Genomic DNA, 24664 nt, shown 5'->3' on the forward strand with positions numbered 1-24664 from the left:
AGCGCCGGCCGGTTCCGGGGACGTGCCCGAACACGTCCCCGGAACCGCTCAGCCGAGAGCCCAGGCGACGTCCCTGAGCAGGGCGTGCCGCCAGCCCGCCCGGTCGTGGTCCGAAGCCGAGCGGGAGACCCGCACCGTCGCACCGGCCCGTTCGGTCAGTTTCTCGGCCAGTTCGCAGTGTGGCAGCATCCGCGTCTCGTGTTCCCCCACGTCGAACGCGCACCGCAGACGGGACAGGTCGGGGTTCTGCCGCAGCCGCGCGGCGACGGCGCCGCCGACCGGGCCGCCCAGGGGGTCCGCCAGGTCCATGGCACCGGGTGCCCACCAGAGGGAGGCCGACTGGAGGGCGACGCGCGAGACCAGGTCCGGGAACTCCAGCGCCGCGTAGAGCGCGCTCAGCCCGCCCAGGCTCTGCCCGGCGACCACCAGCCGGTCCAGGTCGGCCGGTACGCCGGATTCCGCCACCAGCGGCAGCAGTTCGTCCCGCACCGCCTCCCACAGCTCGGGCCTGCACCCGAACTCGGTCGCCCTGTCCTTGGCCGGAAGGAAGACGAGCGTGACGGGGGGCATCCCACCACCGGCGACGGCCGAGTCGAACGCGGCCATGGCCGGGTGCAGGTGCAGCCAGTCGTCCCCGTCGAGCAGCAGGACCACCGGCCCGCCACCGCCCACCGGGTGCACGCGCACGGTGCGCCGTCCGCCGAGCCGGTCGCTGCTCCAGCGGAGCCGGGTGCGGGGGAGGGGCAGGACGTCGTCGGCGCCGACGACGGGCCAGTGCGGCTGGGCCGGGGCGTCCGGGGTCGCGGCGATGGACCGGTCGGCGCCGGCCCCGACCGGGTTGAACGGGTCCGCGTGGGCGGCGTCACCCGCGATGATCCGGTAGGTCACCCGCAGCCGCGCGGGCATCCGAACTTCGGCGTACCAGCAGTCCGTGCCGGCCCATCGGCGCAGCGGAACCGGCTGTGACCAGCTCTCGAAGTCGATGCAGGCCCCGGCCCCGCGCCACAGGAACAGGGTCCGCCAGCCGCCTTCGCCGTCGGGCACCGGGGCGGGCGTCCGCGCAGCCGCCCAGAACGCGTCGGTGCCGGGCGTGCCGGGCAGCCCGAATTCGGCGAAGACGCTCTCCTCGTCGGCCTTGAGGCCGGTGTCGGGATCGGTCATGGCCGGCCGGTGAGGCGGTCGGCCATGGTCCGGAGGAACGTGCTCGGGGGCGCGTTCGTGCCGTCCTCGGTGCGGAGCCGTTCGATCACCAGGCGCATCGGCATCTCCTTGTGAGGGGGAAGGGGGAGAGGTTAGGCTCCTCTCGTATTAGGTGAGCCTAACCTAATGTTTCGGCTCCCCTCATCTCTGATTTCACCCGCACCGACGATCTGACGCGCACTCACGACGCGGCCGTCACCGGCCCGTCGGGCCCAGGAGGCACTGACATATGAGCACCAACCCTTTCGACGACCCCGAAGGCCGCTTCCTGGTCCTGGTGAACGACGAGGGGCAACACTCGCTCTGGCCGTCCTTCGCCGAGGTCCCCGGGGGGTGGACGACCGCTTTCGATGAGAACTCCCGGGAGGCGTGCCTGGAGTTCATCGAGACCAACTGGACCGATATGCGCCCCCGTTCCCTCGCGGCAACCACCGACTGACCCCACGCGGCGAATCGCCCCGCGTCCGCCCGCGGGACGGGCCTGTCGGCGCTCCCGTTCCTCGCGTCGGAGCGACAAGGCGATGAGCCGGTCCCCGATCGTGAACCGAGTAAGGAATGTCTTGATCACGGCCACGCCGCACCGCGCCCCACTGCCGCACGCGCTCCCCGTGCCGACCTCCTCCGTGCGCTCCGCGCATGAGGAGGATGCTGCCGAACTCGCCGCACTGTCCCGGCCGTTCGTGCACTCGGGGGCGCTGCGGGAGCGGCCCGCCTCCCTCTATGCCGCCCACGCCGCCGACTTCCTCGTGAGGCAGACCCCCGGACGGCCCATCGAGGGCTGCGTCGGCCTGCGCGTGCACCCGGCCGTCCCCGGGGAGGGCCTCGGGCCCGTCGGTGTCCTGTACAACTTCTGCGTGGCCGGGCACAGTCAGGGGCGCGGAGTCGGCGCCGGGCTCCTGCGCACGGTACTGGCCATGGCGCATGCCCAGTCGCTGGGTGCCCTGTTCACGGCGACGACCGGCGGTGGCGGCCTCTTCCTCCGGTACGGTTTCGAGTCCACGGCCGCGCGCCTGGCGCCTTCGTCCTGGGCGGAGTCCCTGGATCCCCGGCGCAACGCGCGGATCCTCACCAAGGTCCTGTGACGGCCGGCGCGCGTGTGCGCGCCGCTCTCCGTCGGTGCGGCCCTTCGGCGGTGCGTCGTCGGCCCTTCGTCCGCCGCGGTCATACGGTGCTGCTGTGGCGATCCTGGCTGTCGTCGGGAACCACGGTGGTGCCGGGGCTGGTCTCGCCCAGGATGCCGCGCAGCACCGCGTGCGGCACGCGGCCGTCGAGCACGTGCGCCCTGCCCACGCCGCCGCGGACGGCCCGCAGGCAGCCTTCCATCTTCGGCAGCATCCCGCCGGCCAGTCCGGGCAGCAGTCCTTCCAGCGCGTCGGCCGTCAGGTGCTCGATCACCTCGGTGCTGTGCGGCCAGTTCGCGTACAGCCCTTCCACGTCGGTGAGCATCACCAGCCGCTCGGCATCGAGGGCCACGGCCAGGGCCGACGCCGCGAGGTCGGCGTTGACGTTGTAGACCTGTCCGTCCTCGCCGCGTGCCACGGGGGAGACCACCGGGATGTGCCCCTGTTCCAGGAGGGTGCGCACCATGCCGGGGTTCACGTCCACGATGTCGCCGACAAGACCTATGTCCACCGGTCGGCCGTCCACCCAGGCCGGACGCCGCACCGCGGTCATCGTGTGCGCGTCCTCGCCCGTCATGCCCACCGCGAAGGGTCCGTGTGCGTTGATCTGGCCGACCAGCTCCCGCTGGACCCGCCCGCTCAGCACCATGCGAACCACGTCCATGGCCTCCGGGGTGGTCACCCGCAGGCCCGCCTCGAAGCGGGACTCCAGGCCGAGACGGTCGAGCATCGCGCTGATCTGCGGCCCGCCTCCGTGTACGACGACCGGGCGCAGGCCGGTTCGCCGCAACTCCACGACGTCCCGGGCGAACGCCCGCTGCAGGCCCGCGTCCACCATGGCGTTGCCGCCGAACTTGACGACGACCGCGCCGCCCCGCACCCTGTTCACACGATTAGCTTAGCCTAACCTAAATAGCCGTGATCCTGGTTCGGGCCGGCCCGCCTCCCGGGGCTTGAGCAGCGGTCAACTCCCTGCCTGTGACGGGAGTTGCCGATCGGCGAGCGGGGCGAGCATGCTTCGAGTTCGGCCGGGGAACCGCACGGGTGCGGCTCCGTACCGCCGTTCCGGCCGGCGCGTAGCGCCTCGCGTCAGGCGACCAGCCGGATCCCGGTGACCAGATGCGGGCGGATGCGTACCGCACAGTTCATCACCGGGCCGGGCCAGGGGCGGAGCAGCCGCCGGTAACGCGACAGCGCGTCCGGATCGGCGACCGGACGGCAGTAGCCCGTGGCGACGACACTCCAGCCCAGATGGGTCAGCGGATCGATGTCGTCGGCCTGGTAGGCGACCACGACCCCCCGGTCGCCATGGTCGCGGGCCTGGGCGAACAGATCCGAGTCCTGATGGGTCAGGATCACGATCCGACCGTCGTCCAGCAGATGGTTCACCGGTCGGATGGCCGGCAGCGCGCGCTGGGTGAAGACGATCCGTCCGAGCGACGCCCCGCCGAGCAGGCTCAGTGCCTGGGTACCGGTCAACTCGACCGTGCGGCGCGGACCTGCGGCCGCCGCACCCGAGAACGGTGCCGCCTCCGGTGGCGCGGTCACGGCCGTGCGCACGCACGGCTGGGGCGACTGATGGCATGAGTGGTTCACGGGGCTGCCTCGTCTCCTGGTCTGCTCACCTGAGGCACGAGTACATCGGGTGGTGCCGTCCCCGCACCAGGGCCGAACGGCCCCAGGGCCGAACGGCCCTAGCGGCGCCGGACCTCCGATGGGTTCACTGCGGTGGATCGCACGCCGCGGGTGCACGCAGGAGGGAAACACGGTGATCGCAGTCGTCGGGCACAGAGACCTCAGCAGCAGGTCCCTGGAACTGGTGGAAGCCGAACTGAGAGCGAGGCTGGACCGATTGGCAGAAGGGGCCGCCGCCCTTGTGCGGGTCGGCGCGGGGCTGCCGCTGGCATTCGGGCGGGCCGCCCGGGAGGCCGGGCGGAAGCTGACAGTACTGCTGCCGGCTCAGGGCGCGGTTCCCGCCGTGCTGCCCGAGCGGGACCGGTCGGCCGCGGGCGAACTGCTGGTCCTGGCCGAACACGTACGGCTGCTGGCGTTCGATCCGGCCGACCGCGACGCGTGTGTCGGCGCCGATGAACGACTGGTGGAGACGTGCCGGACCGTGCTCGCCGTGTGGGACGGATCGCCGTCGGACGGCCGGGACGCCACCGCCCATCTGGTTGCCTTCGCGCGTGCGCGAGGAATCCGGGTGGAGGTCGTCTGGCCGGACGGTTCCGTACGGGTGCGGACATGAGGCTGTCGCAACGTGGGACGGGGAGGACGGTGGAAGGGGCCGAGGCCGACGAGCGGGTCCGCGCCGACGCGTCCGGGTCGGGCCACGACCGGGAGTGCGCCGGGGCGAGGCGCGGGTTCGGGTGGCTGCTGGTCATCACGGCCGCGCTCGGGCTGCTCGGCTCGTTCGTCATCACGATCGACAAGTTCGAACTGCTCGCCGACCCCGACTTCGTGCCCGCCTGCTCGCTGAGCCCCGTGGTGTCCTGCACGAGTGGGATGCGCAGCGAGCAGGCGTCGGTGTTCGGCTTTCCCAACCCGCTCATCGGGCTGGTCGCCTTCGGAGCGGTGATGGGGACCGGCGCGGGCCTGCTCGCAGGCGCACGCTATCGGCGCTGGTACTGGTTGGGGCTGAACCTCGGCACGCTGTTCGGAGTCGGCTTCTGCATGTGGCTGATGACCCAGGCCCTGTTCGACATAGGCGCCCTCTGCCTGTGGTGCATGCTCGTGTGGGTGGCCACCATCCTCATGTTCTGGCACACCACGGTGCACAACCTGCGCCATGGCGTCCTGCCCGCCCCACGCGCCGTGGTCGCGGCGGTGCTGGAGTTCCCCCTCGTGGTGCCGGTGACCTGGTGCCTGGCCATCGTCATGCTGATAGCAGTCCGGTTCTGGTCGTACTGGCAGACATTTCTGTGACCGCGACGATGCCGGTGGTCTCGTGATGGATCTGCGCGGCCGGTACTCCGGCGGCGACCAGCCGCGCGGCCACGGCCCGCGCCGGCCCGGTCGTGGCGGCCTCGGGGGCCAGGGCCAGAAAGGCGTGCTGCCGGGCGGCGGCCCCGGGATGCGGGGGCAGTATTCCGTTCAGGGCCCGCAGCCCGGCACCCGCGAAGCGCGTGCTCGCCGCATCGGCCGCGACGACGGTCAGCCAGGGGCGTCCGCGCCGGAACGCCTCCAGGTACGCCGCGTCGTACATCTCCTCGGCCGCAGCCCTCTCCTCCGGCGCGGCGGGACCCAGCAGCAGCCGTACCCGGTGCGCACGGGACCGGTCGGCGTCGATCCGCTGGAGCAACGCCTTCATCGGGGCCCAGCCCGTACCGGAGGCGATCAGCAGAATGTCCGAGGACGGAAGGTGATCCGGCAGGGCCAGCGCGCCGCGCGGGGCGCTGAGACGGACGGCGCCGCCCTCCCGCGTACCGTGCACCAGCGCATCGCTCACCCCGTCGGAGCCCCGGGCCCGTACGTGGAACTCCAGTTCACCGTCCGGATGCGGCGCGCGGGCCAGATAGTAGGGACGCCAGGCCTGTTCCAGCAGCGGCGACTCCAGGGACGCGTAATTCCCGGCCTCGAAGGCGTAGGGCTGATGGGGCCGTACCCGCAGCACCGCGAGATCGGGCGTGCGGAGTTCGTGCGAGGTCACCGTCGCCTCCCAACTGGGCGGTTCGGCGATCGCCTCGTCCGCGCCCCTGACCATCGCCGAGACGGCCAGCCGCAGCATCCGCAGCCACGCGTGCTCCAGCGCACGGGTCCACCGGGCGCCCGCGCGCACGCGCAGCGCCTCGATCAACGCGGCCTCGAAGGCCTCGAAATGCGCGGGGCGCACCCCGAGCTTGCGATGGTCGCGCCCCAACTGCCCGAAGACGCCGATCATTTCGTCCGTACGGTGCAGATTGCCGATCAGATAGCGGAAGATCCCTGCGAGATGGGCCTGTTGGAACGCCATCGACTCGGGGAACAGCGACCGCAGATACGGATGCCGCTCGAACAGGATCCGGTACAGCTCGGCGATCAGCTCCTCCAGCGGGTTCACCAGCGGGAGCGAGTCACCGATCAGCGACTGGTCGGCCGTTCCGTCGTACGCCTGCGGGGCCTCGGCGCTCCACACTTCGGCACGGCTGCCGGACGGGGCCAGGATGCGTCGTCGCAGCCGCATCGCGTCATGCCGTGCGAGCAGTGCGTGGTAGTCCTCGCTCGGGGTGTTCATGGGCCGGTGACTCCTCGGTGCAGCGCAGTGGGGTGGCCGGGAAGGGAGATGTCCGTGGCGTCCGGACGATCTTGGCGGCGTCAGTATGGCACCGCGTCCGGCCCGCTGACCGGCCCCCGGCCACAGGGCCTTTCGGCCCTGTTCAGACGCCGTTCACCATGCTGTCGCACCCCGGCGGGAACGGGCCCCGGGACGGGCACATACTGTCTTGCGGCCCTCTCCCCGAACCGATCGAGCACGATGTGAATGAGTTCGCGAATTCCCCACTGAGCACGACCCCGTCGAGTACGACCCCGCCGTCCGCGGCCCCCGTACGCGTCTTCATCCTCGACGACCACGAGGTCGTACGGCGCGGCGTACGCGATCTGCTGGAGGCCGAGGACGACATCGAGGTCGTCGGCGAGGCGTCCGACGCCCGGGAGGCGCTGGCCCGCGTACCGGCCAGCAGACCGCAGGTCGCCGTGCTGGACGTACGCCTCGGCGACGACCGGGGCGGGGACCACGCCGGTATCGAGGTGTGCCGGGAACTGCGCGCACTGATGCCCGAACTCGCCTGTCTGATGCTGACGTCGTTCGACGACGACGAGGCGTTGTTCGACGCCATCATGGCGGGGGCCGCGGGGTACGTGCTCAAGCAGATCAACGGAGCCGATCTGATCGCCGCCGTACGCACGGTCGCGTCGGGCACCTCGATGCTCGATCCGCGGACGACCGCCCGCGTGATGGCCCGGCTGCGGGGCACCGAGCGACCTCCCGCCGAGGCGTCGGAGGCATCGGAACTGGACGGACTCACGCCCAGGGAACGGCAGATCCTGGACCTCATCGGCGAGGGCCTCACCAACCGTGAGATCGCGGAACGTCTCTTCCTGGCCGAGAAGACCGTCAAGAACCGCATCTCCTCGATCCTCGCCAAACTGGGCGTGGGCCGACGCATCCAGGCCGCGATGCTCGTCGGCCGGATCAAGGACCGCCAGGGGTGGCCCCCGGCCCCACGCGGCTGACGGACACTCGGGCGTCAGTCGTGGAGCGGCACGCGCCAGATGATCCGGGTGCCGCCGTCCGCCGGCCGTTCGATGGCCAGTATGCCGCCGCAGAGCTCTGCCCGCGTACGCATATTGGCCAGCCCTCCGAGGCGTTCGGCCGCCGGTTCACCGGCCTCGACCGCTGCTCCTGTCCCGGACGCGGTCGTGACACCGTCCCGGATTCCGATGCCGTTGTCGGTGACGGTCAGGGTCACCGCGTCGTCGGCCGACAGCATGATGCCGATACGAGTGGCATGGGCATGGCGAGAGGCATTGGACACTGCCTCGGCGGCGACCGCCACCACATGCTCGGCCAGCTCGTCCGGGACTGTGGTGTCCACCGGCCCGTCTATCCGCACGGAGGGCCGGAAGCCAAGGGCGTGCGCCGCCGTGCGGGCGGTCTCCGCCATCCGGTGCCGCAGCCCGCCGCGGCCCGAACCGTCCGCCGTCCGCAGATCGAAGATGGTGGACCGGATGATCCGGATCGTGGTGTCCAGATCATCCACCGCGCGGCTGACCCGCTCGGCCGCGTCCGGCCGGTCCGCGATGGCACGCGTGGTGCTCTGGAGGGTCATCCCGGTCGCGAAGAGACGCTGGATCGCCAGATCGTGCAGATCGCGGGCGATCCGGTCCCGGTCGTGCATGACGGCGAGTTCCTCGGACTCGGCCCGCCTACGGGCCAGTTCCAGGGCGATGGCCGCCTGGTCGGCGAAGCCCGAGACGAGCGCGACCTCGGTGTCGTCGAACGGCGGGCGGTCCACCGGCCGCCCCAGACGCAGTGCGCCCTTGGCCCCGGTGTCGACTCGCAGAGGCACCGTCACCACCGGGCCCAGACCGTCCTCGGCACCGTCGCCGAACGGGTGGGCCCGGGGATCGGAACGGACATCGGCGCAGTGCACCGGTGTCCCCGTACGGGCGGCGAGTCCGGCCAGTGATCCCCGCGCGGGTACGGACAGCCCCGTCACGCGCTCGGCGTCCCTGCCATGGGCGACGGCAACGGTCAGACGCGCCTCGGCCCCGGATGTCTCCGAGGCCCCGGAGAGCGACGCGGGGGGCGTCGGCAGCAGAATCGCGGCCCGGTCGGCGCCCGCCACCTCCATCGCCCGCTCGGCGATCAGATGCAGCACCTCGTCGGCGTCCGTCCCCGAGAGCAGGGTGCGGGTGATCTCGCCCAGTGCCTCCAGACGCCGCTCCCGACGACGGCTCTCGTCGTACATGCGGGCGTTGTCGATGGCGACCCCGGCCGCGATCGACAAGGTGGTCAGCACCGCCTCGTCGTCGGCGTCGAAGCTCACCCCGCCCCGCTTCTCCGTGAGGTAGAGGTTGCCGAACACCTCGTCCCGAACCCGCACCGGCACCCCGAGGAAGGTGCGCATCGGGGGATGATGGGGCGGAAAACCGAAGCTGCGGGGATGGCTGCTCAGATCGGTGAGCCGCAGCGGCTGCGGGTGATGGATCAGCTCACCGAGGATTCCGCGCCCGCACGGCGTCTGGCCGATCACGGCGGCGAGCTGCTCCGATATGCCGACCGGCAGGAACTCCAGCAGCTTCTGCCCGTCCCCGACGATGCCGAGCGCTCCGTACTCCGCGTCGGTCAGGGTCACCGCGGCCTCCACGATCCCGCGGAGCACCTCGGGCAGTTCCAGGCCCCGCCCCAGGCTCATCACGGCATCCAGCAGACTGCGCATCCTGTCCGGCCGGCTGGGCTGGGGCCAGGCCGCCGGACCGGTGCAGCGGGCTCCGGGCGAGTCGAGGGCGGGGGAGGCGGACCCGGGAGAAGGGACTCCGAAGGGGGAGTCGGGCGCGGTAGGTGTTGTCTCTGTCATCGGGGCGCCGCTCTCAGGATCCGTGTGCCGTATGCCGGGAAATCGCTCACCGGATCACCGCAGGGCTGGGACCGGTCCACGGACGGTCAGCCTACGACAGCCACGGGGCCGAGGGCCCGGCGGTGCACTGCCGCCTCCCGGACCGGCCCGGGCGAGGCCGGTCGGCCGCCTGACGGACCGGCAGTAGGGCCGGTCGGCCCCGTGGACGGTACCCGTCGGTCCCTGGAGGGCTTCGAGGGGCACGGCCAGCATGGTGCGGCCGGGAAGGTCCGGTCCGTCCCCTCGTGATCCGCCGGACCTTTCCGACCGCTCCCCTCCGCCCGTGCGGCGGGGAGCGCTCGAAGAGCCGCAAGAGCTGGAGGACACGGTCCGGTGGACGCAATGGAATCGCAGGGCAACCGAGCCGCCCCCGCACAGGGACCCGTGCCCCCTGACCCCGGAGCCGCCGTCGCCGACACGCCCTCCGCCAGGAACGGCCGCGGAGACACCCGGGCGGGTACGAGCGAGCCGGCGACGCCCCCCGGCACCGATCTGCCGGGCCGGTCGTCCCGCGGGCGGATCGTCGTCTCGTGGCTCACGACGACCGATCACAAGCAGATCGGCACGCTCTATCTCGTCACCGCGTTCGTCTTCTTCCTCATCGGCGGCGCGATGGCACTCGTGATGCGCGCCGAACTCGCCCGCCCCGGCACGCAGATCGTTTCCAACGAGCAGTTCAATCAGGCATTCACCATGCACGGGTCGGTGATGCTGCTGCTGTTCGCGATGCCGCTGTTCACGGGATTCGCCAATTGGCTCATGCCGCTTCAGATAGGCGCACCCGATGTGGCGTTTCCGCGGCTGAACATGCTGGCGTACTGGTTGTTCCTCTTCGGATCGCTGATCGCCGCCGCGGGGTTCCTCACGCCGCAGGGCGCCGCCGACTTCGGATGGTTCGCCTATGCCCCGTTGTCCGACGCCACGCATTCACCGGGCATCGGCGCCGACATGTGGATCATGGGCGTCGCGCTTTCCGGCTTCGGTTCCATTCTCGGAGCGGTGAACTTCATCACCACCATCATCTGCATGCGGGCCCCGGGAATGACGATGTTCCGGATGTCGATCTTCACCTGGAACGTACTGCTGACCGCCGTACTCATCCTCCTGGTCTTCCCGGTCCTGGCCGCGGCGCTCTTCGCGCTGGAGATGGACCGGAAGTTCGGCTCACACATCTTCGACCCCGCCAACGGAGGCGCGCTTCTGTGGCAGCACCTCTTCTGGTTCTTCGGCCACCCCGAGGTCTATGTACTGGCGCTGCCGTTCTTCGGGATCGTCTCCGAGATCATTCCGGTCTTCTCCCGGAAGCCGATGTTCGGCTACATCGGTCTCGTCGCCGCGACGATCGCCATTGCCGGACTGTCTGTCACCGTCTGGGCCCACCACATGTATGTGACCGGCGGCGTACTGCTGCCGTTCTTCTCCTTCATGACCTTCCTGATCGCCGTACCGACCGGAGTGAAGTTCTTCAACTGGATCGGCACGATGTGGAAGGGATCGCTGTCCTTCGAGACGCCGATGCTGTGGACCACCGGATTTCTGATCACCTTCGTCTTCGGCGGACTGACCGGCGTCATCCTGGCCTCGCCACCCCTGGACTTCCACGTCTCCGACTCGTACTTCGTCGTCGCCCACTTCCACTACACGCTCTTCGGTACGGTCGTGTACGCGATGTTCGCCGGATTCCATTTCTGGTGGCCGAAGTTCACCGGAAGGATGCTCGACGAGCGCCTGGGCAAAATCACGTTCTGGGTGCTGACGGTCGGCTTCCACCTCACATTCCTCGTACAGCACTGGCTCGGAGCCGAGGGAATGCCGCGCCGGTACGCGGACTATCTCGCCGCTGACGGATTCACCGCTCTCAACACCCTTTCCACCATCGGCTCGTTCCTCCTCGGACTGTCGTTCCTGCCCTTCTTCTACAACGTCTGGAAGACCAGCCAGTACGGCCGGAAGGTCACCGTCGACGACCCCTGGGGCTATGGCCGCTCCCTGGAATGGGCCACGTCCTGTCCTCCGCCCCGGCACAACTTCAGTTCGCTGCCCCGCATCCGCAGCGAGTCCCCGGCCCTCGATCTGCACCACCCGGAGATCGCCGCACTCGAACTCGAACCCGCTGTACCGCACTGACCCTTCCGTCTCCCGTCCCCGAACCCCGCCCTCAGGAGAGTGCTGCCCGATGTCCCACGGTGTTCTGGCGGTCGGCGTCGTCGTGCTGCTCGCGTCCGGCAACGTCTGGCACCTGCCTGCCTATGTCGATCTGCGAGCGGGCCAGGACCGGCCGCGCTCCCGGCGGCCGGCCGCGGCCGCCGTACTGACCGCGTGGGGATCGGCGGCCCTCACGTTGCTTCTGCTGCTCATGCCGGTCGCTCCGGTCGTGGCCGCGCTGCCGGCGGTCGCGGGCACCACCGCCGTGGTGTCCCTGACCGTCCAGGCGCGGCTGCGACGGGGCCAGGAGCAGCGCGAGGAGGAAGCACGCTGGTCCACGCTCTTTCCGGTACGGACCGGCGGCCCGGCCGGGACCACCGAGGACGAGTAGACGAGCAGCAGACAGTTCGGCCAGGGATCAGGACCACGGAGCGCCGGTATGCGAAGCCGGATGTGGCGGATCTCCGTCCGGCGGTGCACGCATGCGGAGGTCCGGCGAGTGTCCCGACCCACTCTCCCGTCGGAAAGTGTGAGATATGGGAGCGCGGGCGGGTGAGCGAGACGACGCGTCGCGGCCTCACGGTGTTCAACGGGGCTCGGTCGTGCTCGGGATCGCCGTTGCCGACCGGCCTGGCGCGGCGGACCTCAGGTCCAGAGCTGTTCGCCGAGAGTCCCGGCGGATGCGGCGCCGGGCAGGACGTAGGCCACGGCCGAGGCCCGGTGTTGGAGGAACGGGGTGAGGGCGTCGCGGGCGGCCAGGCGGTTCTGGACGCGGGTGAACTGGGCGGAGTCGCGCATGAAGGCACAGAAGAGAAGGCCGCGGTCGGTCGGGCCGTCGTCGTAGCTGTAACTGCGGCGGAGCATACGGGCACCGCCGTCGAAGCGGGGGCTGGCGAGACGCACGTGGGCGGTGGCGGGGATGACGTAGGAACCGTCGGGGTTCTTGGCGTAGATGTCCGGCTCGTCATGCTCGGCGGTGCCGCTGAGGGCGACGCCGTCGCGGGCACGGCGGCCGATCGCCCGGTCGCGTCGGCCCTCGGAGAGAGCCGCGAAGCCGGTGACGTCCATGCGGATCCTGCGGTAGACCAGAATGGTGCCGTCCCCGTGGGCTCCGGGTGGGCCCCAGACCCACTGCTCGGCCGCCGCGTGATCGGGGTTGGCGGTGCCGTCCTTGGAGCCGAACAAGTTGCGCGGGGTGGTGCCCGGGGCCGTGTGGGGCAGGAAGCCGGACTGGGTCCAGCGCGGCACGGCGCCGACGGCGTGTGCGGCCCTGCCGACGAGTTCGGCGACGACGGTGAGCGTCCAGCGGTCGGCTGCGCACAGTTGGACCAGAAGATCGCCGTTGCTGCGGCGCGGGTCGAGGCGGTCGTCGGGGAACGGCGGCAACTCCACCAGCGAGGCGGGGACGTCGAGGCCGAGCCGAGCGGCGAGAGCGGGGCCGATGCCGACCAGGGAGGTGAGCCGGGTCGCGCCACCGCCTTGGAGCCGCGGGTCCGGCGGGGCGTCGGCGGCTGCGGTGGCGAGCGTGCTGGTCAGCGCGCCGAGGACGCTGCGAAGGGCCTTCCGGTCGGTGGCGGCCGAGGTCCGGGGGAGGTCGAAGGAGAGCAGGTGCGTCGCCGGTTGCTGGGGCGCCATGACGCCTGCCTGTCGGGCGCCGTGGAAGGGAATCGCGGCCTCGATCGGCGGGGCGCCGGAGGTGGCACGGCCGGCTGTCCGGTCGCCTCTCGCCAGTTCGTCGGCTGCCGCGCCGGCCCCGGCTGCGAGCACCGCTCCGGCTGCGAGCAGTGCCCGACGCCGCCCGAAACCGGTCGCCGCGGGTCGGGGTGGATCCTGCGCATTTCCCTGTTCGGTGGGCATAGACCTATTGGAGACGATAAAACATCTGCCATGCAAACCCTGTCTGCAGAACGCCTGTTGAATCGTTCGGCAGTCCCGGCGGAGGTGTTCCGGACGGCGCTGCGTCTGTCGGTGCTGGTCGTCTCGGTCGCGTTGGCGGCCACCGGGTGCTCCGGTACGGGGTCGACGTCCGGCGATGCGCGGCATCCGGCGGGGAGCGTGCTGCGCGTTCCGCAGGATTTCCCCTCGGTGCAGCAGGCGGTGGACGTCGCTCGTGAGGGCGAGACGGTGCTGATCGGCCCGGGTGTGTACCGGGAGAGCGTGCGCGTCACCAAGCCCCGCTTGGTGCTGCGCGGAACGGACCGCAACAAGGTGGTCTTCGACGGCGGTGTGCGTCTGGCCAACGGCATCACCGTGACCGGCGCCGGCTCGGTGGTCGAGAACCTCACCGTGCACGGCTACCTCGCCAACGGCGTGCTGTTCACCGGCGTCACCGACGAGCGGTTGCAGCAGCGCGGCGCCGGCGGCTCCGCCTACGACCCGCTGGACACCACCCGCTTCCCTGCCGTCCGGGGCTTCCGCGCGACCCGGGTCACGGCATACAACAACGGCCTGTACGGCATCTACGCCTTTGATGCGCGCGACGGCGTGATCGAGGACTCCTACGCCTCCGGGCACGCCGACTCCGGCATCTACGTCGGCCAGTGCAAGCCCTGCGGCACCGTCGTCCGCGGCAACACCGTGGAGCGCAACGCGGTCGGCATCGAACTGACCAATGCCTCGGACGGCCTGTCGGTGCTGGGCAATCGCGTCGTCCGCAACCGGGTCGGCGTCACGGTCAACTCCAACGACCTGGAGGCCCTCGCCCCGCAGCACGGCGCGGTGATCGCGGGCAACGTGGTCGCCGACAACAACGCCGCCGACACGCCCGAGCAGGCGGACGGGGGCTTCGGCATCGGCATCGGCATCGGCGGCGGCACCGCGAACCGCGTCCAGCGCAACCTGGTCCGGGGCAACCGGGCGGCCGGAGTGGTCGTCACCGACCCGCCGGGGCATCCGGCGAGCGGCAATCGCATCGAAGGCAACCGCGCCACCGGCAACGGCATCGACCTCGTGCTGGCCTCGGCCGACCCCGGCAACTGTTTCGCGGGCAACCGGCCCGACACCCAGAGCCCGAACGGCCTGGAGGGTCACGCGGGCTGCGGCACCCGCGGCCGGGGCGCGCTGCCCACCGGCCGGACCGCGCCGGTGCAGGCGCCGCCCGGCGTACCGTTCAGCCAGGTACCGGCCCCACCCGCCCAGCCGTCCATGCCGGACCCGACGGCCCCGGGCAGCCCGGCGACCGGCCTGCCCGGGGCCGTCGACGCGGCCGCGTATCCGCTCCCGAAGGACGTGGACGCCGCGCCGCACGCACGCTGAGCATGGCGCTGCGGTGGACTCGGCCCCCGTTCACCGTGCCGCCCCGAAGGGGGGCGAGGAGGGCCGTCGGCAACCGCGGAAGCCGGGGCGCATCGGCACCGAGATGTCAGCCGGTGCCCCACGGCGCCTCGGGGAGCTTCGCGCGGCCCTCGCGCCCGGAGAACTCCACGGTGGTCGGAGTCCCCAGGCCCGGCATCCGCATCGTCACCCGCCGCAGGCCGCCGTCCCCGTCGACCCAGTACGTCAGCGGCGACCGTCCGCCGTCGGGATCCGCACCGGGCGTGGCGTCCTGGGCGCGCGGACCGGCGAACCGGTCGTAGCTGCGGCCGTCGATGCGATCACGCTCCAGCCGGCGAGCCCCGGACTGTGCGAGCAACAGCGGGTTGTCGGGGCGGTCCGCGCCGAGTTCGATCAGCAACTGGAGCCCGGCGTCCAGGGGGTCGGCCGTGTAGGAGCGCGCGGACCAGCCCGAGCGCGGGATGTGCTCGGCCTGCTGCCATGCCGGTCTGTTGTCGCCCCTGGGCACGGGGGCCAGGCCGAGGCCGCCGGTGTCCCAGACGATCAGCCCTTGGTCGAGCTGCCCGGTGGCGGGCCCGGAAGTGCCGGAGGATCCGGTGATTTGATAGCTCCCCACGGCCCGGTGGGTTCGGTAGTCCACGACCCCCTTGACCCGCACCACCACTCCGCCGCCCTCGGTGGCGGTGAGGGTCACCGCCACGGGACTGGCCTGGTACAGATTCAGCCGCGACAGTGCCAGCCTGGACGCCTCCTCCATCGTCACCGGCCGCTCGGTGGCGGTGTCGTCCGACAAGGTCCGGTAGGCGGCCAGGCCGCCCACCGCGGCGCCGCACGCCGTGACCGCGATCAGTGTCCTGAACCAGAGGGCCCGACGCGGCGTACCGCCGTCGGTCTTCCTCTTCCGAGCCATGCGGTCGCCCTCTCTCATCGGTCGGTCACACAGGAGGGCGGGTCCGCGAACCGCTGGTCCGCGAACCCGCCCGAGCCGGCCCGGACGGTCACCGGTGCCGGTCGCCCCGCTCCGGGACAGGCCCTAGCGGTGCTGTGCCCTTCGCCTGCGCATCAGTACGACCAGTGCCGCACCGAGAACTGTGAGCGCGGCGCAGCCGGCCAGGGCCAGTGAAACCACCTGGCTCATGCCGGTGGCAGCCAGGCCCGAGTTGGGTACATGGCCCGGTGCACCAGGTGCACCCGGTGCGCCGGGAGCCCCCGGCGAACCCGGTTTGCCTGGTGTGTCCGGTACCGGCCTCGTCGGTTTCGGTGTCGGCTCGGTGGCGGGAAGCCGTCGGTTGACCGCTGTCACCGAGACCCCGTCGTCGAGGTTGTCGGAGGTCAGCACCAGCGGCCCGAACACGGTCACATCCGGTGCGGCGTAACCTGCGGGCGGGCTGACCTCCTGCCAGTAGTACGTGCCCGGTGCGCCGGTGCCGCGGCAGATGCCGTCGGTCCCGGTCATGCAGGGCTTGCCGACCTTCGTGTCCGGCTCCGCCCCGGTGGTCTGCAGCTCGTCGGAGCCGTTCGTCTCCTTCCACAGCTGGAATTTCGCCCGCGCCAGCGCTCTGCCGTCCTGGTCGTGCTTGACCAGGCGCAGCACACCTTCCTGTTGCCGGAAGCCGAAGTCGTAGGTGTGGTCGTTCTCTCCGGGCCCGCCGGTGGTCAACGCCCGCTCCGGGAAGCGCGCGTCGCGCGGGACGATGCCCTTGGAGTCGATGAAGTGGTTGTCGCCGACGTCCGCTTCCGTGGGCACCCACTGGTGGAGCGGGCCGCCCTTGGCGTAGTCGGCCGGTTTGTCGAGGCGGATGGTGTACTTGGTCCTCGGCCGGAGGCCACCGGTGACATTGGAGTCGTCGAAGTAGTACTCGCCGCGCGCCGTCGTCTCGGTCGTCCCCACGAGCTTGCCCGACTCGTCGTACAGGTGGACGGTCGCGCCCACGACCGGGCGCTGGCCCGGGTTCTGGATGCCCTTGCGCTCGGGGTCGTACCAGACCCGGTTGCCGATCTGGAGCGGGGCCTGGTCGCAGAGCACCTCCAGGTCGCCCATGGAGGCGCCCTTGCCGAACGGGGCTACGGTGCCCGGCGGGTTGAGGCGCAGGCCGAACTCCGGGTCTTGCGCGCCGTCGCGCTGGAGGAACGACGTGCCGTACCCGAGGGCGGTGTGGTTGGGGTCGAAAGCGGAGGTCGCGATGGTGTTCTCGGCCTTGGAGAGCGCCATGCCGGCGAACGCCGTGTTGCGGTGACCACCCCAGCTGGTGTCGAAGAAACGGGTGCCCCGGGGGGAGAGCCCGCAGCCGTTGTTGGTGTCCATCGCATACATGCCGTTCGCCGGGCAGGCCTTGTTCAGGTCACCGCCCGACATGACGATGGCGGCGGAGTTCGGCGTGGGACCGGCTGGCGCGCGGTCGCTGAAGCGGTCGCGGAAGGCCAGCAGCATCGAGCCGTCGGACTCGAAGCCGATCTCGCCCAACTCCGGTTCGGGGTTGGCGATGGTGGAGTTGCCACACGGACGACCGTTCTGCGAGACCGGGTAGGTGCTCGTCCACGGGAACCAGCCCGCGCCGTCGCATGGGCCACTGCCAACCGTGGACTGACGCGGGTAGTCCAGCGGCTGGTCCAGCACCGCCTTGCGGAACGCTCCGGTGCCGAGGTCGAAGGGCATGACCACCGCGCGCAGGTCCGAGAGCTTCCCGGTGGACTCGCCGGAGCACACCCCGCCGAGGTAGCCGACGCCGTCCTGCAGGCCCAGGCCGAAGGGGCGCCAGTCCCCGGCCGCCGGACAGCCCGGATCCGGGATGGCTGCGACGGCCTCGGGCGCCGCCGCGGTCGCCACCGTGGCGTCGTAGCGGTAGAGCTTGCGGTTGTTGAGGTTGACGACGAACAGGTCCTTGCCGTCATCGGTGATCTCGATGCCGCCCAGGCTCTCCCTGCCGGGCACGGTGAGGAAGGCATCGTCCGTACCCTGGCCGTGTGCCGTGGTCCCCGCGTCCGGGACGACGGTGAACAGGGTGGTCTTCTTCTGCGCGCGGTCGGTCACATAGATCCCCCCGGCGCCGCCCGGACCGTAGTCCGTGGTGCGCTTGGCCAGTGCAGAGGAGAACACCCGCTTGTCGGCCTTGTTCCACGCGATGCCGAACAGTGTGCCGGTCTCGGCGTTGGTGGCGATGTTCGTGACGTTGACGTCGACGCCGTCCTGGCCGCGTGCGTCGTACGGGAAGGAGACCAGCGTGCGCTGGGTCCCTCCCTCGCGCGTGGTGGGCTGACAGGTCGTCACCAGCGGTGCGTTCTTCTGGCAGTAGTCACCCGGACTCCACAGCCCGGTGGTGTACGCCACGTTCTTCTCGCCGGAGAGGTCGACGAACTCCTCATTGCTGCTCAACTGGTTGGGCGCACCGTCCAGTCCCTGGCGCGAGGCGAAGGCCGGGAACAGCACACCCGGCCTCGGATTCACCACCTGCACCCGGTACTTGCCGCTGGTGGCGCTGCCCGCCGCCGGAGTCAGTGTCACGGTGCCGTCGGCCGCCGTGACCCCCTCGATGCCCGTTCCGGCGTCGTCGGTGAGGGTCACCTTGACGCCCGCGAGGCCCGGTTCCAACGCGGGTGTCCACACTCCGGTGTTGTCCACGGCCCGGATCACCCGGACCGTCACCGATCCTTCCTCCGCCTGCGAGTGCGCCGCAGGCGCCACGGCTAACGAGCCACTGCCGATTCCCAAGGCGAGCGCGGCCAGGCAGCCGACGGTGCGGCGACCGGGCATGCCCGGCCGGCGCCGACGCGGCTCGGGCGCGGCTCCCTTCGCTTGTTCATACGTAGATGTCATCTCCTGCTCTCAGCGTTCAGAAGGGTCTGATGCCCTGCTCGTGAGGGAGTACATAGAGATGCGGAGAACCGCCTTGCCAGGGATCTTAGAAGGGCTTTCGGCAAGATCGTGGCGGAATGGCGAACTTGTCCTCCGCCGAACTTTCACGCAACGACCTCCGAGTGCGAGCAGAGCGGTCCGGCTGCCGGCATGGACCGGTAGCGGTAATCGGGCGGGCCGGTTCGGCTACGGCCGGATCTCGTGCAGGCGAAAGGACGGAACTGGTCCACCGCCCGGTGCGCAAGCTGCTCGTGAGCGAGATCTCGGAAGGCTTCCGGGTGGGCCATGCCGAGCCTTGGGGAACCCACCACAAGCGGCGCTGCCCCCGGGTCACCCGGCAGCTGTGACCAAGGATGCTCTGGGGGTGCAGGGACCGGGAGCAGGCGTGCGCCTGGAAGACCCACTGCCGACGGGGTCACAAGTACACGCCGGGCAGCCCCCTGGTCCCGCGGGGTCCCGGCAGTGCCGGGCCCGTCGCCAGGAGAGGGACAGAAACCGCTAGGTTCCCCCGGCTATGTGGGATCTCGTGCGCTATGGGAGCGTGAGCGGGTGAGTGAGACGACGACTGAAACCCTGCAATACCGCTTTGACGGGCCAGAAGACGCACCGATCCTGGTCCTGGGCCCCTCCCTCGGCACCTCATGGCACATGTGGGACCGGCAGATACCGGAGCTCACCCAGCACTGGAGAGTCTTCCGCTACGACCTCCCCGGTCACGGCGGCGCCCCCGCCCACCCCGCCACCGCCATCGGTGACCTCTCCGACCGGCTGCTCGCCACCCTCGACGGTCTCGGGGTCCAGCGCTTCGGGTACGCGGGCTGCTCCATCGGCGGCGCGATCGGCGCCGACCTCGCGCTGCGCCACCCGCACCGGGTCGCCTCGCTGGCCCTGGTCGCCGCCTCGCCCCGGTTCGGCAGCGCCGACGAATTCCGCCAGCGCGGGGTGGTCGTGCGCACCAACGGACTGGAGCCGATGGCTCGCACCGCACCCGAGCGCTGGTTCACCCCCGGGTTCGCCGCCGCGCAGCCGGCCATCGTCGACTGGGCCGTCCAGATGGTCCGCACCACCGACCCCGGCTGCTACATCGCCGCCTGCGAGGCCCTCGCCGCCTTCGACGTCCGCGGTGAACTCGGCCGCATCACCGCCCCGACCCTCGTCCTGGTCGGCGCCGAGGACCGGGTCACCGGACCGGGCGACGCACGCACCCTGGTCGCGGGCATACCGGACGCCCGGCTCGCGCTCGTCCCCGGCGCCGCCCATCTCGCCCCGGTCGAGCAGCCCGGAGCCGTCTCCGATCTGCTCCTCACCCACTTCTCCACGGCCTGGCAGGACACCCTCGCAGCCATCCCCGTCCCGCCGTCCATCCCGCAGCTCTCCGCGCCCGTGCTGCCCGTCGCGGAGATCACCGCGGCCACGCCGCAGCCCCCGACCGGGACCACCGGACGCGCCGACCCGTACGAGCCCGGCCTGAAGATCCGCCGCGAGGTGCTGGGCAACGCCCATGTGGACCGGGTCCTGGCCGACGCCGACGACTTCACCGAGGACTTCCAGGAGCTGGTCACCCGCTACGCATGGGGCGAGGTCTGGACCCGGGAGGGCCTGGACCGCCGTACCCGCAGCTGTGTCACGCTCACCGCGCTGGTCGCCTCCGGCCATCTGGAGGGCCTGGCCGCACACGTCAGGGCCGCCCTGCGCAATGGTCTCACCCCGGCCGAGATCAAGGAGGTGCTGATGCAGACCGCCGTGTACTGCGGCGTCCCCGCCGCCGGAGCCGCGTTCTCCGTCGCCCAGAGCGTGATTCAGGAAGAAACGAGGCCCCGCCCGTAGCAGGATGGGAGCCATGGACGCCGTGAACCCCGTGCACCTGACACTGACCAAGAAGACGCACTCCTGCATTCGTCTGGAGAAGGGCGGGCGGACGCTCGTCATCGACCCGGGCGGCTTCTCCGAGCAGGACGCCGCCGTCGGCGCCGACGCGATGCTGGTGACGCACGAGCACCCCGACCACTTCGACGAGGGGCGGCTGCGCGCGGGCATGGAGGCCGACCCGGCCGCCGAGATCTGGACCCTGCGCAGCGTCGCCGACCGGCTCGCTGCGGCCTTCCCCGGGCGCGTCCACACCGTCGGCCACGGCGACACCTTCACCGCGGCGGGCTTCGACGTACAGGTGCACGGCGAGCTGCACGCGGTGATCCACCCGGACATCCCGAGGATCACCAACATCGGCTTCCTGGTCGACGGCTCGCTCTTCCACCCGGGCGACGCGCTCACCGTCCCCGACCGGCCCGTCGACACCCTGCTGCTCCCGGTGATGGCCCCCTGGAACAAGATCTCCGAGGTCATCGACTACGTACGCGAGGTCAAGCCGCGCCGCGCCATCGACATCCACGACGCGCTGCTCACCGATCTCGCCCGCCCGATCTACGACAACCAGATCGGCAGCCTCGGCGGCGCCGACCACGGCCGACTGGCCCCGGGGGAATCGACCGGCCTGTGACCGGTGCCGGACCGGCGGCTGTCAGTGCCAGCCGCTAGGTTTACGTACATGCGCATCGCCACCTGGAACGTCAATTCGATCACCGCCCGGCTCCCGAGGCTGCTGGCCTGGCTGGAGAGCACCGGCACGGATGTGCTGTGCATCCAGGAGACCAAGTGCACCGCCGAACAGTTCCCGGCGGACGCGCTCCGCGAGCTCGGCTACGAGTCCGCGGTCAACGCCACCGGCCGGTGGAACGGCGTGGCGCTGGTCTCCCGGGCCGGCCTGTCCGACGTGGTCGAGGGACTGCCGGACGGCCCGGACTACGACGGGGTGCAGGAGCCGCGGGCCATCTCCGCGACCTGCGGCCCGGTCCGGGTCTGGTCGGTCTACGTGCCCAACGGCCGCGAGGTCGAGCACGCGCACTACGCGTACAAGCTGCGCTGGTTCGAGGCCCTGCAGAAGGCCGTCGCCTCGGACGCCGCCGGCTCGAAGCCGTTCGCCGTCCTGGGCGACTTCAACGTGGCCCCGACCGACGAGGACGTCTGGGACCCGGCGCTGTTCGAGGGCGCCACGCATGTCACCCCCGCCGAGCGTGCCGCCCTCGCCGCACTGCGCGAGGAAGGGCTGTCGGACGTCATGCCGCGCCCGCTCAAGTACGACCGCCCGTACACCTTCTGGGACTACCGGGAGCTGCGCTTCCCGAAGAACAAGGGCATGCGGATCGACCTGGTCTACGGCAACGCGCCCTTCGTCGCGGCGGTCGCGGACAGCTATGTGGACCGGGAGGAGCGCAAGGGCAAGGGCGCGTCCGACCACGCCCCGGTGGTCGTGGACCTCGACATCTGAGGACCCGTTGTCAGTGGTGGCCGATAGCGTGGTTCCTGTCCTTGTCCCGCTTGCTGGCTGCTTGCTGTGACCAGGACAGCCCCGCCCGTTCAGCGCCGGGCGGGGCCCCATCCGCCGCTGTCCGTCAGACCGCGGGGATGCCGTCCCGACCGCGATCGGCGGTACGCCGCATCCCCAGTGCCGCCCCGGCGGCGCCCAGCGCCAGGACCATCAGCAGGGCGCTCACCCACAGCGGCGACCGGAAGCCGAATCCCGCACCGATCGCCAGGCCGCCCAGCCAGGGGCCGAGCGCGCCGCCCACATTGAACGCGGCTGTGGCGAACGAGCCGGACAGGGTCGGCGCGTCGGCCGCCAGCCGGAACACCCAGGAGATCAGCGCCGTACCGGTGCCGAAGGCGAGCATCCCCTGGACGAGGACGAGCGCCACCGTGGCGAACGGGCTGCCCGCGGTCAGCGCGAACCCGGTCCAGCCGATCACCAGAGCCACCAGACCGGCCGCGGTGAAGGTGACCGGCCGTGTGTCGACGAGCCGGCCGGCGGCCGTGACACCGATGAACGAGCCCAGTCCGAACAGCGCCAGCAGACCGGGGACCCAGACCGGGGCGAGCCCTGTCACATGGGTGGCGAGCGGTTCGACGTAGGAGAACGCGCAGAACGTAGCCCCCTGTACGAGGGCGCTCGTCAGCAGGGTCAGCAGCAGCCGCGGGCCGGCCAGGGTCCGCAGTTCGACGCTCGCGGGAGCGGGAGTGGACTCCGGCCGCCCCGCCGGAACGGTCCTGGCGATCACGGCGACGGCCGGTACGGAGACCAGGGCCACGGCCCAGAAGGCCGACCTCCACCCCCAGTGCCCGCCCAGCGCCGCACCGGCGGGCACCCCGGCCACACAGGCGATGGTGACGCCCCCGACCACCACCGATGTGGCGCGTGCCCGTGCTTCGGGCCCGACCATGGAGACCGCGGTCACCAGGGCCACCGCCCAGAAGCCCGCATTGGCCAGGGCCCCGACGACCCGCGTCGCGAGGAGCAGTCCGTAGCCGGGGGTGAGCGCGCCGATGACATGGACGGCGCTGAAGACACAGAGGAAGAAGACGAGGGCGCGGCGGCGCGGCCAGTTCCGGCTGAAGAGCGCCATCAACGGCGCCCCGACGATCATTCCGATCGCGAAGGCCGAGGTCAGCAGCCCTGCGGCGGGGATGGACACATGCAGGTCGTCGGCGATGTCCGAGACCAGACCGGACAGCATGAATTCGGATGTGCCCTGGGCGAAGACGGCGAGCCCGAGCGCGTAGACAGCGAATGGCATGAAGGAACCCCATGGACGGCTGAAGGATGGACCAGGCAGGGGGTGTGGGCCCACGCCCGCCCGTCATGACGGGCGGCAACGCGGAAGAACGTCCGGGGAGTTCATGGACGTGACTCGGCAACGCGGCAGGCGCCGGAGCCGGAGAGTCCACGCACGGTCGCATCGGGAGCGGTTCACGAGCGCGGACGGGAAGAGCTCAGCCCACACGGCAGTGGTCCTGCGGTGGCAGCCGGGGGAATCGGCTCCGGGCCGGCACGCGGCGCGACGGGAGCGATTCGACGGCGGATCAGCCACCGGCGGACCGGTGGCTAGCCTCTGTCGGACTCGGGGCTGGACATGATCGTGAAGCTACCAGCCCGGATCGCTTCGCCTCCACCCCTTTTCGGCCGGAGCTGCGAAACCACGGAACCGCGAGACCCCGGAACAACGGCCCGGAGCACGCCTGTTGCCGCATTCGGAACTCCGCCGACGGCCCGCCCGGCGCCGTCCACGGTGCTCGGCCTCGTGTTCGGCATGCTCTGGTACCGCGTCCTGGCCACCCGCGAACCCTTCGGGGAGGACCTCGTCGACGAACTGCTGGCCCTTCTCGCGCCGGAACCGGCGGCTTCCGGCGCGAGGCAGGAGTGACCGTCCGCCCGGGACGGGCCGTGCGCGCGGCGCGCACTGCGGAGCGCGCGCGGGCGTCCGCGTCGGGTTCAGCACTCGAACGACAGGCCGCGCACCTTGTGGTGCGCAACGCGGGAGGGATGCGACCCTGAGTGGTATGAACATCCCTTTCACGTTCCAAGTACGTTCCAGGGATGGCGTCTGACCTGCAGATATCCGGGCTATGTCACCGGGAGTGGGAGACGACTGGGAGTTAGCCCCACGTTGCGTCTCCCATGCGGCCGGGCACTGACTCCCACCGCTCCTGCAGCGTTTTCATGATGGCACGCTCCATCGGAACCGTCACGCTTGAGTACACGCCTTCAACACCCGGGACTTCGTGCCCCATCCGGGACTCGACCGCGAACCGGCTGTGCCCGTCCTCGTCGAGCCAGGATTTCGCCCCGTGCCGGATCAGGTGCAGACGCTTCCCCGTGAACGCAGGAACCTCTGGCAGAGCCAGGCGCTCACCCGGTCGGCGCGGCCCCTCGTCGACCTTCGCCCCGTCGGCGATCGGGCGCCAGTACTTGTGGTCGAAGTTCGTCGACCGCAAGTTGCCCCCACTGATCGACGGGAATACCCACCGGGAGTTGTGCTCCTTCAGGAGCCGCTCCAGCATTTCGGCGAGGAACGGGGGCACCACCAGGGTCCTGAACGACTCGTACTTCGGCGGGAAGAACTCCAACCGCCCCCTTCGTA

The 24664-nt window shown here is 71.0% G+C and carries 21 protein-coding genes; 11 read left to right on the forward strand and 10 right to left on the reverse strand.

Going from position 1 to position 24664, the window contains the following annotated elements:
- Positions 1-48: 48 nt before the first annotated feature.
- Positions 49-1161, reverse strand: a complete 1113-nt coding sequence (locus tag OG611_RS33515; protein ID WP_266428883.1) for an alpha/beta hydrolase-fold protein — start codon at positions 1159-1161, stop codon at positions 49-51.
- A gap of 268 nt (positions 1162-1429) precedes the next feature.
- Here OG611_RS33515 and OG611_RS33520 point away from each other — a divergent pair, with 268 nt between their 5' ends.
- The gene (locus OG611_RS33520; RefSeq protein WP_266428885.1) at positions 1430-1639 is read left to right on the forward strand and encodes an MbtH family protein; all 210 of its coding nucleotides are present in this window, start codon (positions 1430-1432) and stop codon (positions 1637-1639) included.
- Positions 1640-1760: 121 nt separating this feature from the next.
- On the forward strand, positions 1761-2282 hold the full coding sequence (locus OG611_RS33525; RefSeq protein ID WP_266428887.1) for a GNAT family N-acetyltransferase: 522 nt from the start codon (positions 1761-1763) through the stop codon (positions 2280-2282).
- A 79-nt stretch (positions 2283-2361) separates the two neighbouring features.
- On the opposite strand, the gene argB is transcribed toward OG611_RS33525, so the two are convergent.
- Together argB and OG611_RS33535 are read right to left on the reverse strand one after the other, a co-directional pair.
- On the reverse strand, positions 2362-3210 hold the full coding sequence (gene argB, locus OG611_RS33530; RefSeq protein ID WP_266428890.1) for an acetylglutamate kinase: 849 nt from the start codon (positions 3208-3210) through the stop codon (positions 2362-2364).
- 200 nt (positions 3211-3410) lie between these two features.
- On the reverse strand, positions 3411-3869 hold the full coding sequence (locus tag OG611_RS33535; RefSeq protein ID WP_266428892.1) for a pyridoxamine 5'-phosphate oxidase family protein: 459 nt from the start codon (positions 3867-3869) through the stop codon (positions 3411-3413).
- A gap of 220 nt (positions 3870-4089) precedes the next feature.
- On the opposite strand from OG611_RS33535, the gene OG611_RS33540 reads away from it, so the two are divergent.
- On the forward strand, positions 4090-4569 hold the full coding sequence (locus tag OG611_RS33540) for a hypothetical protein (protein ID WP_266428895.1): 480 nt from the start codon (positions 4090-4092) through the stop codon (positions 4567-4569).
- A gap of 125 nt (positions 4570-4694) precedes the next feature.
- The gene (locus OG611_RS33545; protein WP_266431367.1) at positions 4695-5246 is read left to right on the forward strand and encodes a vitamin K epoxide reductase family protein; all 552 of its coding nucleotides are present in this window, start codon (positions 4695-4697) and stop codon (positions 5244-5246) included.
- On the opposite strand, the gene OG611_RS33550 is transcribed toward OG611_RS33545, so the two are convergent.
- Positions 5197-6534: a globin domain-containing protein gene (locus tag OG611_RS33550; RefSeq protein WP_266428897.1), complete on the reverse strand. Its 1338-nt coding sequence runs from the start codon at positions 6532-6534 to the stop codon at positions 5197-5199. The genes OG611_RS33545 and OG611_RS33550 overlap by 50 nt on opposite strands.
- A 266-nt stretch (positions 6535-6800) precedes the next feature.
- Between OG611_RS33550 and OG611_RS33555 the strand changes: the two genes are divergently transcribed.
- Positions 6801-7535 carry a response regulator transcription factor gene (locus tag OG611_RS33555; RefSeq protein WP_266431369.1) on the forward strand — a complete coding sequence of 245 codons (735 nt, stop codon included), beginning with the start codon at positions 6801-6803 and terminating at the stop codon, positions 7533-7535.
- Positions 7536-7549: 14 nt separating this feature from the next.
- On the opposite strand, the gene OG611_RS33560 is transcribed toward OG611_RS33555, so the two are convergent.
- The gene (locus OG611_RS33560; protein WP_266428900.1) at positions 7550-9244 is read right to left on the reverse strand and encodes a GAF domain-containing protein; all 1695 of its coding nucleotides are present in this window, start codon (positions 9242-9244) and stop codon (positions 7550-7552) included.
- A gap of 510 nt (positions 9245-9754) precedes the next feature.
- On the opposite strand from OG611_RS33560, the gene ctaD reads away from it, so the two are divergent.
- Both ctaD and OG611_RS33570 read left to right on the forward strand, forming a co-directional pair.
- Positions 9755-11548, forward strand: a complete 1794-nt coding sequence (gene ctaD / locus OG611_RS33565; RefSeq protein WP_266428903.1) for a cytochrome c oxidase subunit I — start codon at positions 9755-9757, stop codon at positions 11546-11548.
- Between the two features lie 49 nt (positions 11549-11597).
- Positions 11598-11957, forward strand: coding sequence for a hypothetical protein (locus tag OG611_RS33570; protein ID WP_266428906.1), 360 nt, complete (start codon positions 11598-11600; stop codon positions 11955-11957).
- Between the two features lie 254 nt (positions 11958-12211).
- On the opposite strand, the gene OG611_RS33575 is transcribed toward OG611_RS33570, so the two are convergent.
- Positions 12212-13423: a Dyp-type peroxidase gene (locus tag OG611_RS33575; protein ID WP_266428909.1), complete on the reverse strand. Its 1212-nt coding sequence runs from the start codon at positions 13421-13423 to the stop codon at positions 12212-12214.
- Between the two features lie 57 nt (positions 13424-13480).
- On the opposite strand from OG611_RS33575, the gene OG611_RS33580 reads away from it, so the two are divergent.
- Complete coding sequence (locus tag OG611_RS33580; protein WP_266428912.1) at positions 13481-14821, forward strand: nitrous oxide reductase family maturation protein NosD; 1341 nt, start codon at positions 13481-13483, stop codon at positions 14819-14821.
- Between the two features lie 106 nt (positions 14822-14927).
- Here the strand turns inward: OG611_RS33580 and OG611_RS33585 are convergent, their stop codons facing one another.
- Positions 14928-15749: a hypothetical protein gene (locus OG611_RS33585; protein WP_266428914.1), complete on the reverse strand. Its 822-nt coding sequence runs from the start codon at positions 15747-15749 to the stop codon at positions 14928-14930.
- 123 nt (positions 15750-15872) lie between these two features.
- Entirely contained in the window at positions 15873-18482 is a 2610-nt protein-coding gene (locus tag OG611_RS33590) for an SdrD B-like domain-containing protein (RefSeq protein ID WP_266428917.1), read from the reverse strand.
- 759 nt (positions 18483-19241) lie between these two features.
- Here OG611_RS33590 and pcaC point away from each other — a divergent pair.
- From pcaC to OG611_RS33605, 3 genes are read left to right on the forward strand one after another with little or no spacing between them, the layout of a single operon-like run.
- Positions 19242-20519: a 4-carboxymuconolactone decarboxylase gene (gene pcaC / locus OG611_RS33595; protein ID WP_266428920.1), complete on the forward strand. Its 1278-nt coding sequence runs from the start codon at positions 19242-19244 to the stop codon at positions 20517-20519.
- 13 nt (positions 20520-20532) lie between these two features.
- Positions 20533-21189 carry an MBL fold metallo-hydrolase gene (locus OG611_RS33600; protein ID WP_266428922.1) on the forward strand — a complete coding sequence of 219 codons (657 nt, stop codon included), beginning with the start codon at positions 20533-20535 and terminating at the stop codon, positions 21187-21189.
- A 48-nt stretch (positions 21190-21237) separates the two neighbouring features.
- Entirely contained in the window at positions 21238-22017 is a 780-nt protein-coding gene (locus OG611_RS33605; RefSeq protein ID WP_266428924.1) for an exodeoxyribonuclease III, read from the forward strand.
- A 124-nt stretch (positions 22018-22141) separates the two neighbouring features.
- Here the strand turns inward: OG611_RS33605 and OG611_RS33610 are convergent, their stop codons facing one another.
- Both OG611_RS33610 and OG611_RS33615 read right to left on the reverse strand, forming a co-directional pair.
- The gene (locus OG611_RS33610) at positions 22142-23320 is read right to left on the reverse strand and encodes a Cmx/CmrA family chloramphenicol efflux MFS transporter (protein ID WP_266428927.1); all 1179 of its coding nucleotides are present in this window, start codon (positions 23318-23320) and stop codon (positions 22142-22144) included.
- 859 nt (positions 23321-24179) lie between these two features.
- Positions 24180-24650 carry a hypothetical protein gene (locus OG611_RS33615; RefSeq protein ID WP_266428929.1) on the reverse strand — a complete coding sequence of 157 codons (471 nt, stop codon included), beginning with the start codon at positions 24648-24650 and terminating at the stop codon, positions 24180-24182.
- Positions 24651-24664: the final 14 nt, after the last annotated feature.

It is taken from the genome of Streptomyces sp. NBC_01363 (genome assembly GCF_026340595.1).
Classification (GTDB): Bacteria; Actinomycetota; Actinomycetes; order Streptomycetales; family Streptomycetaceae; genus Streptomyces.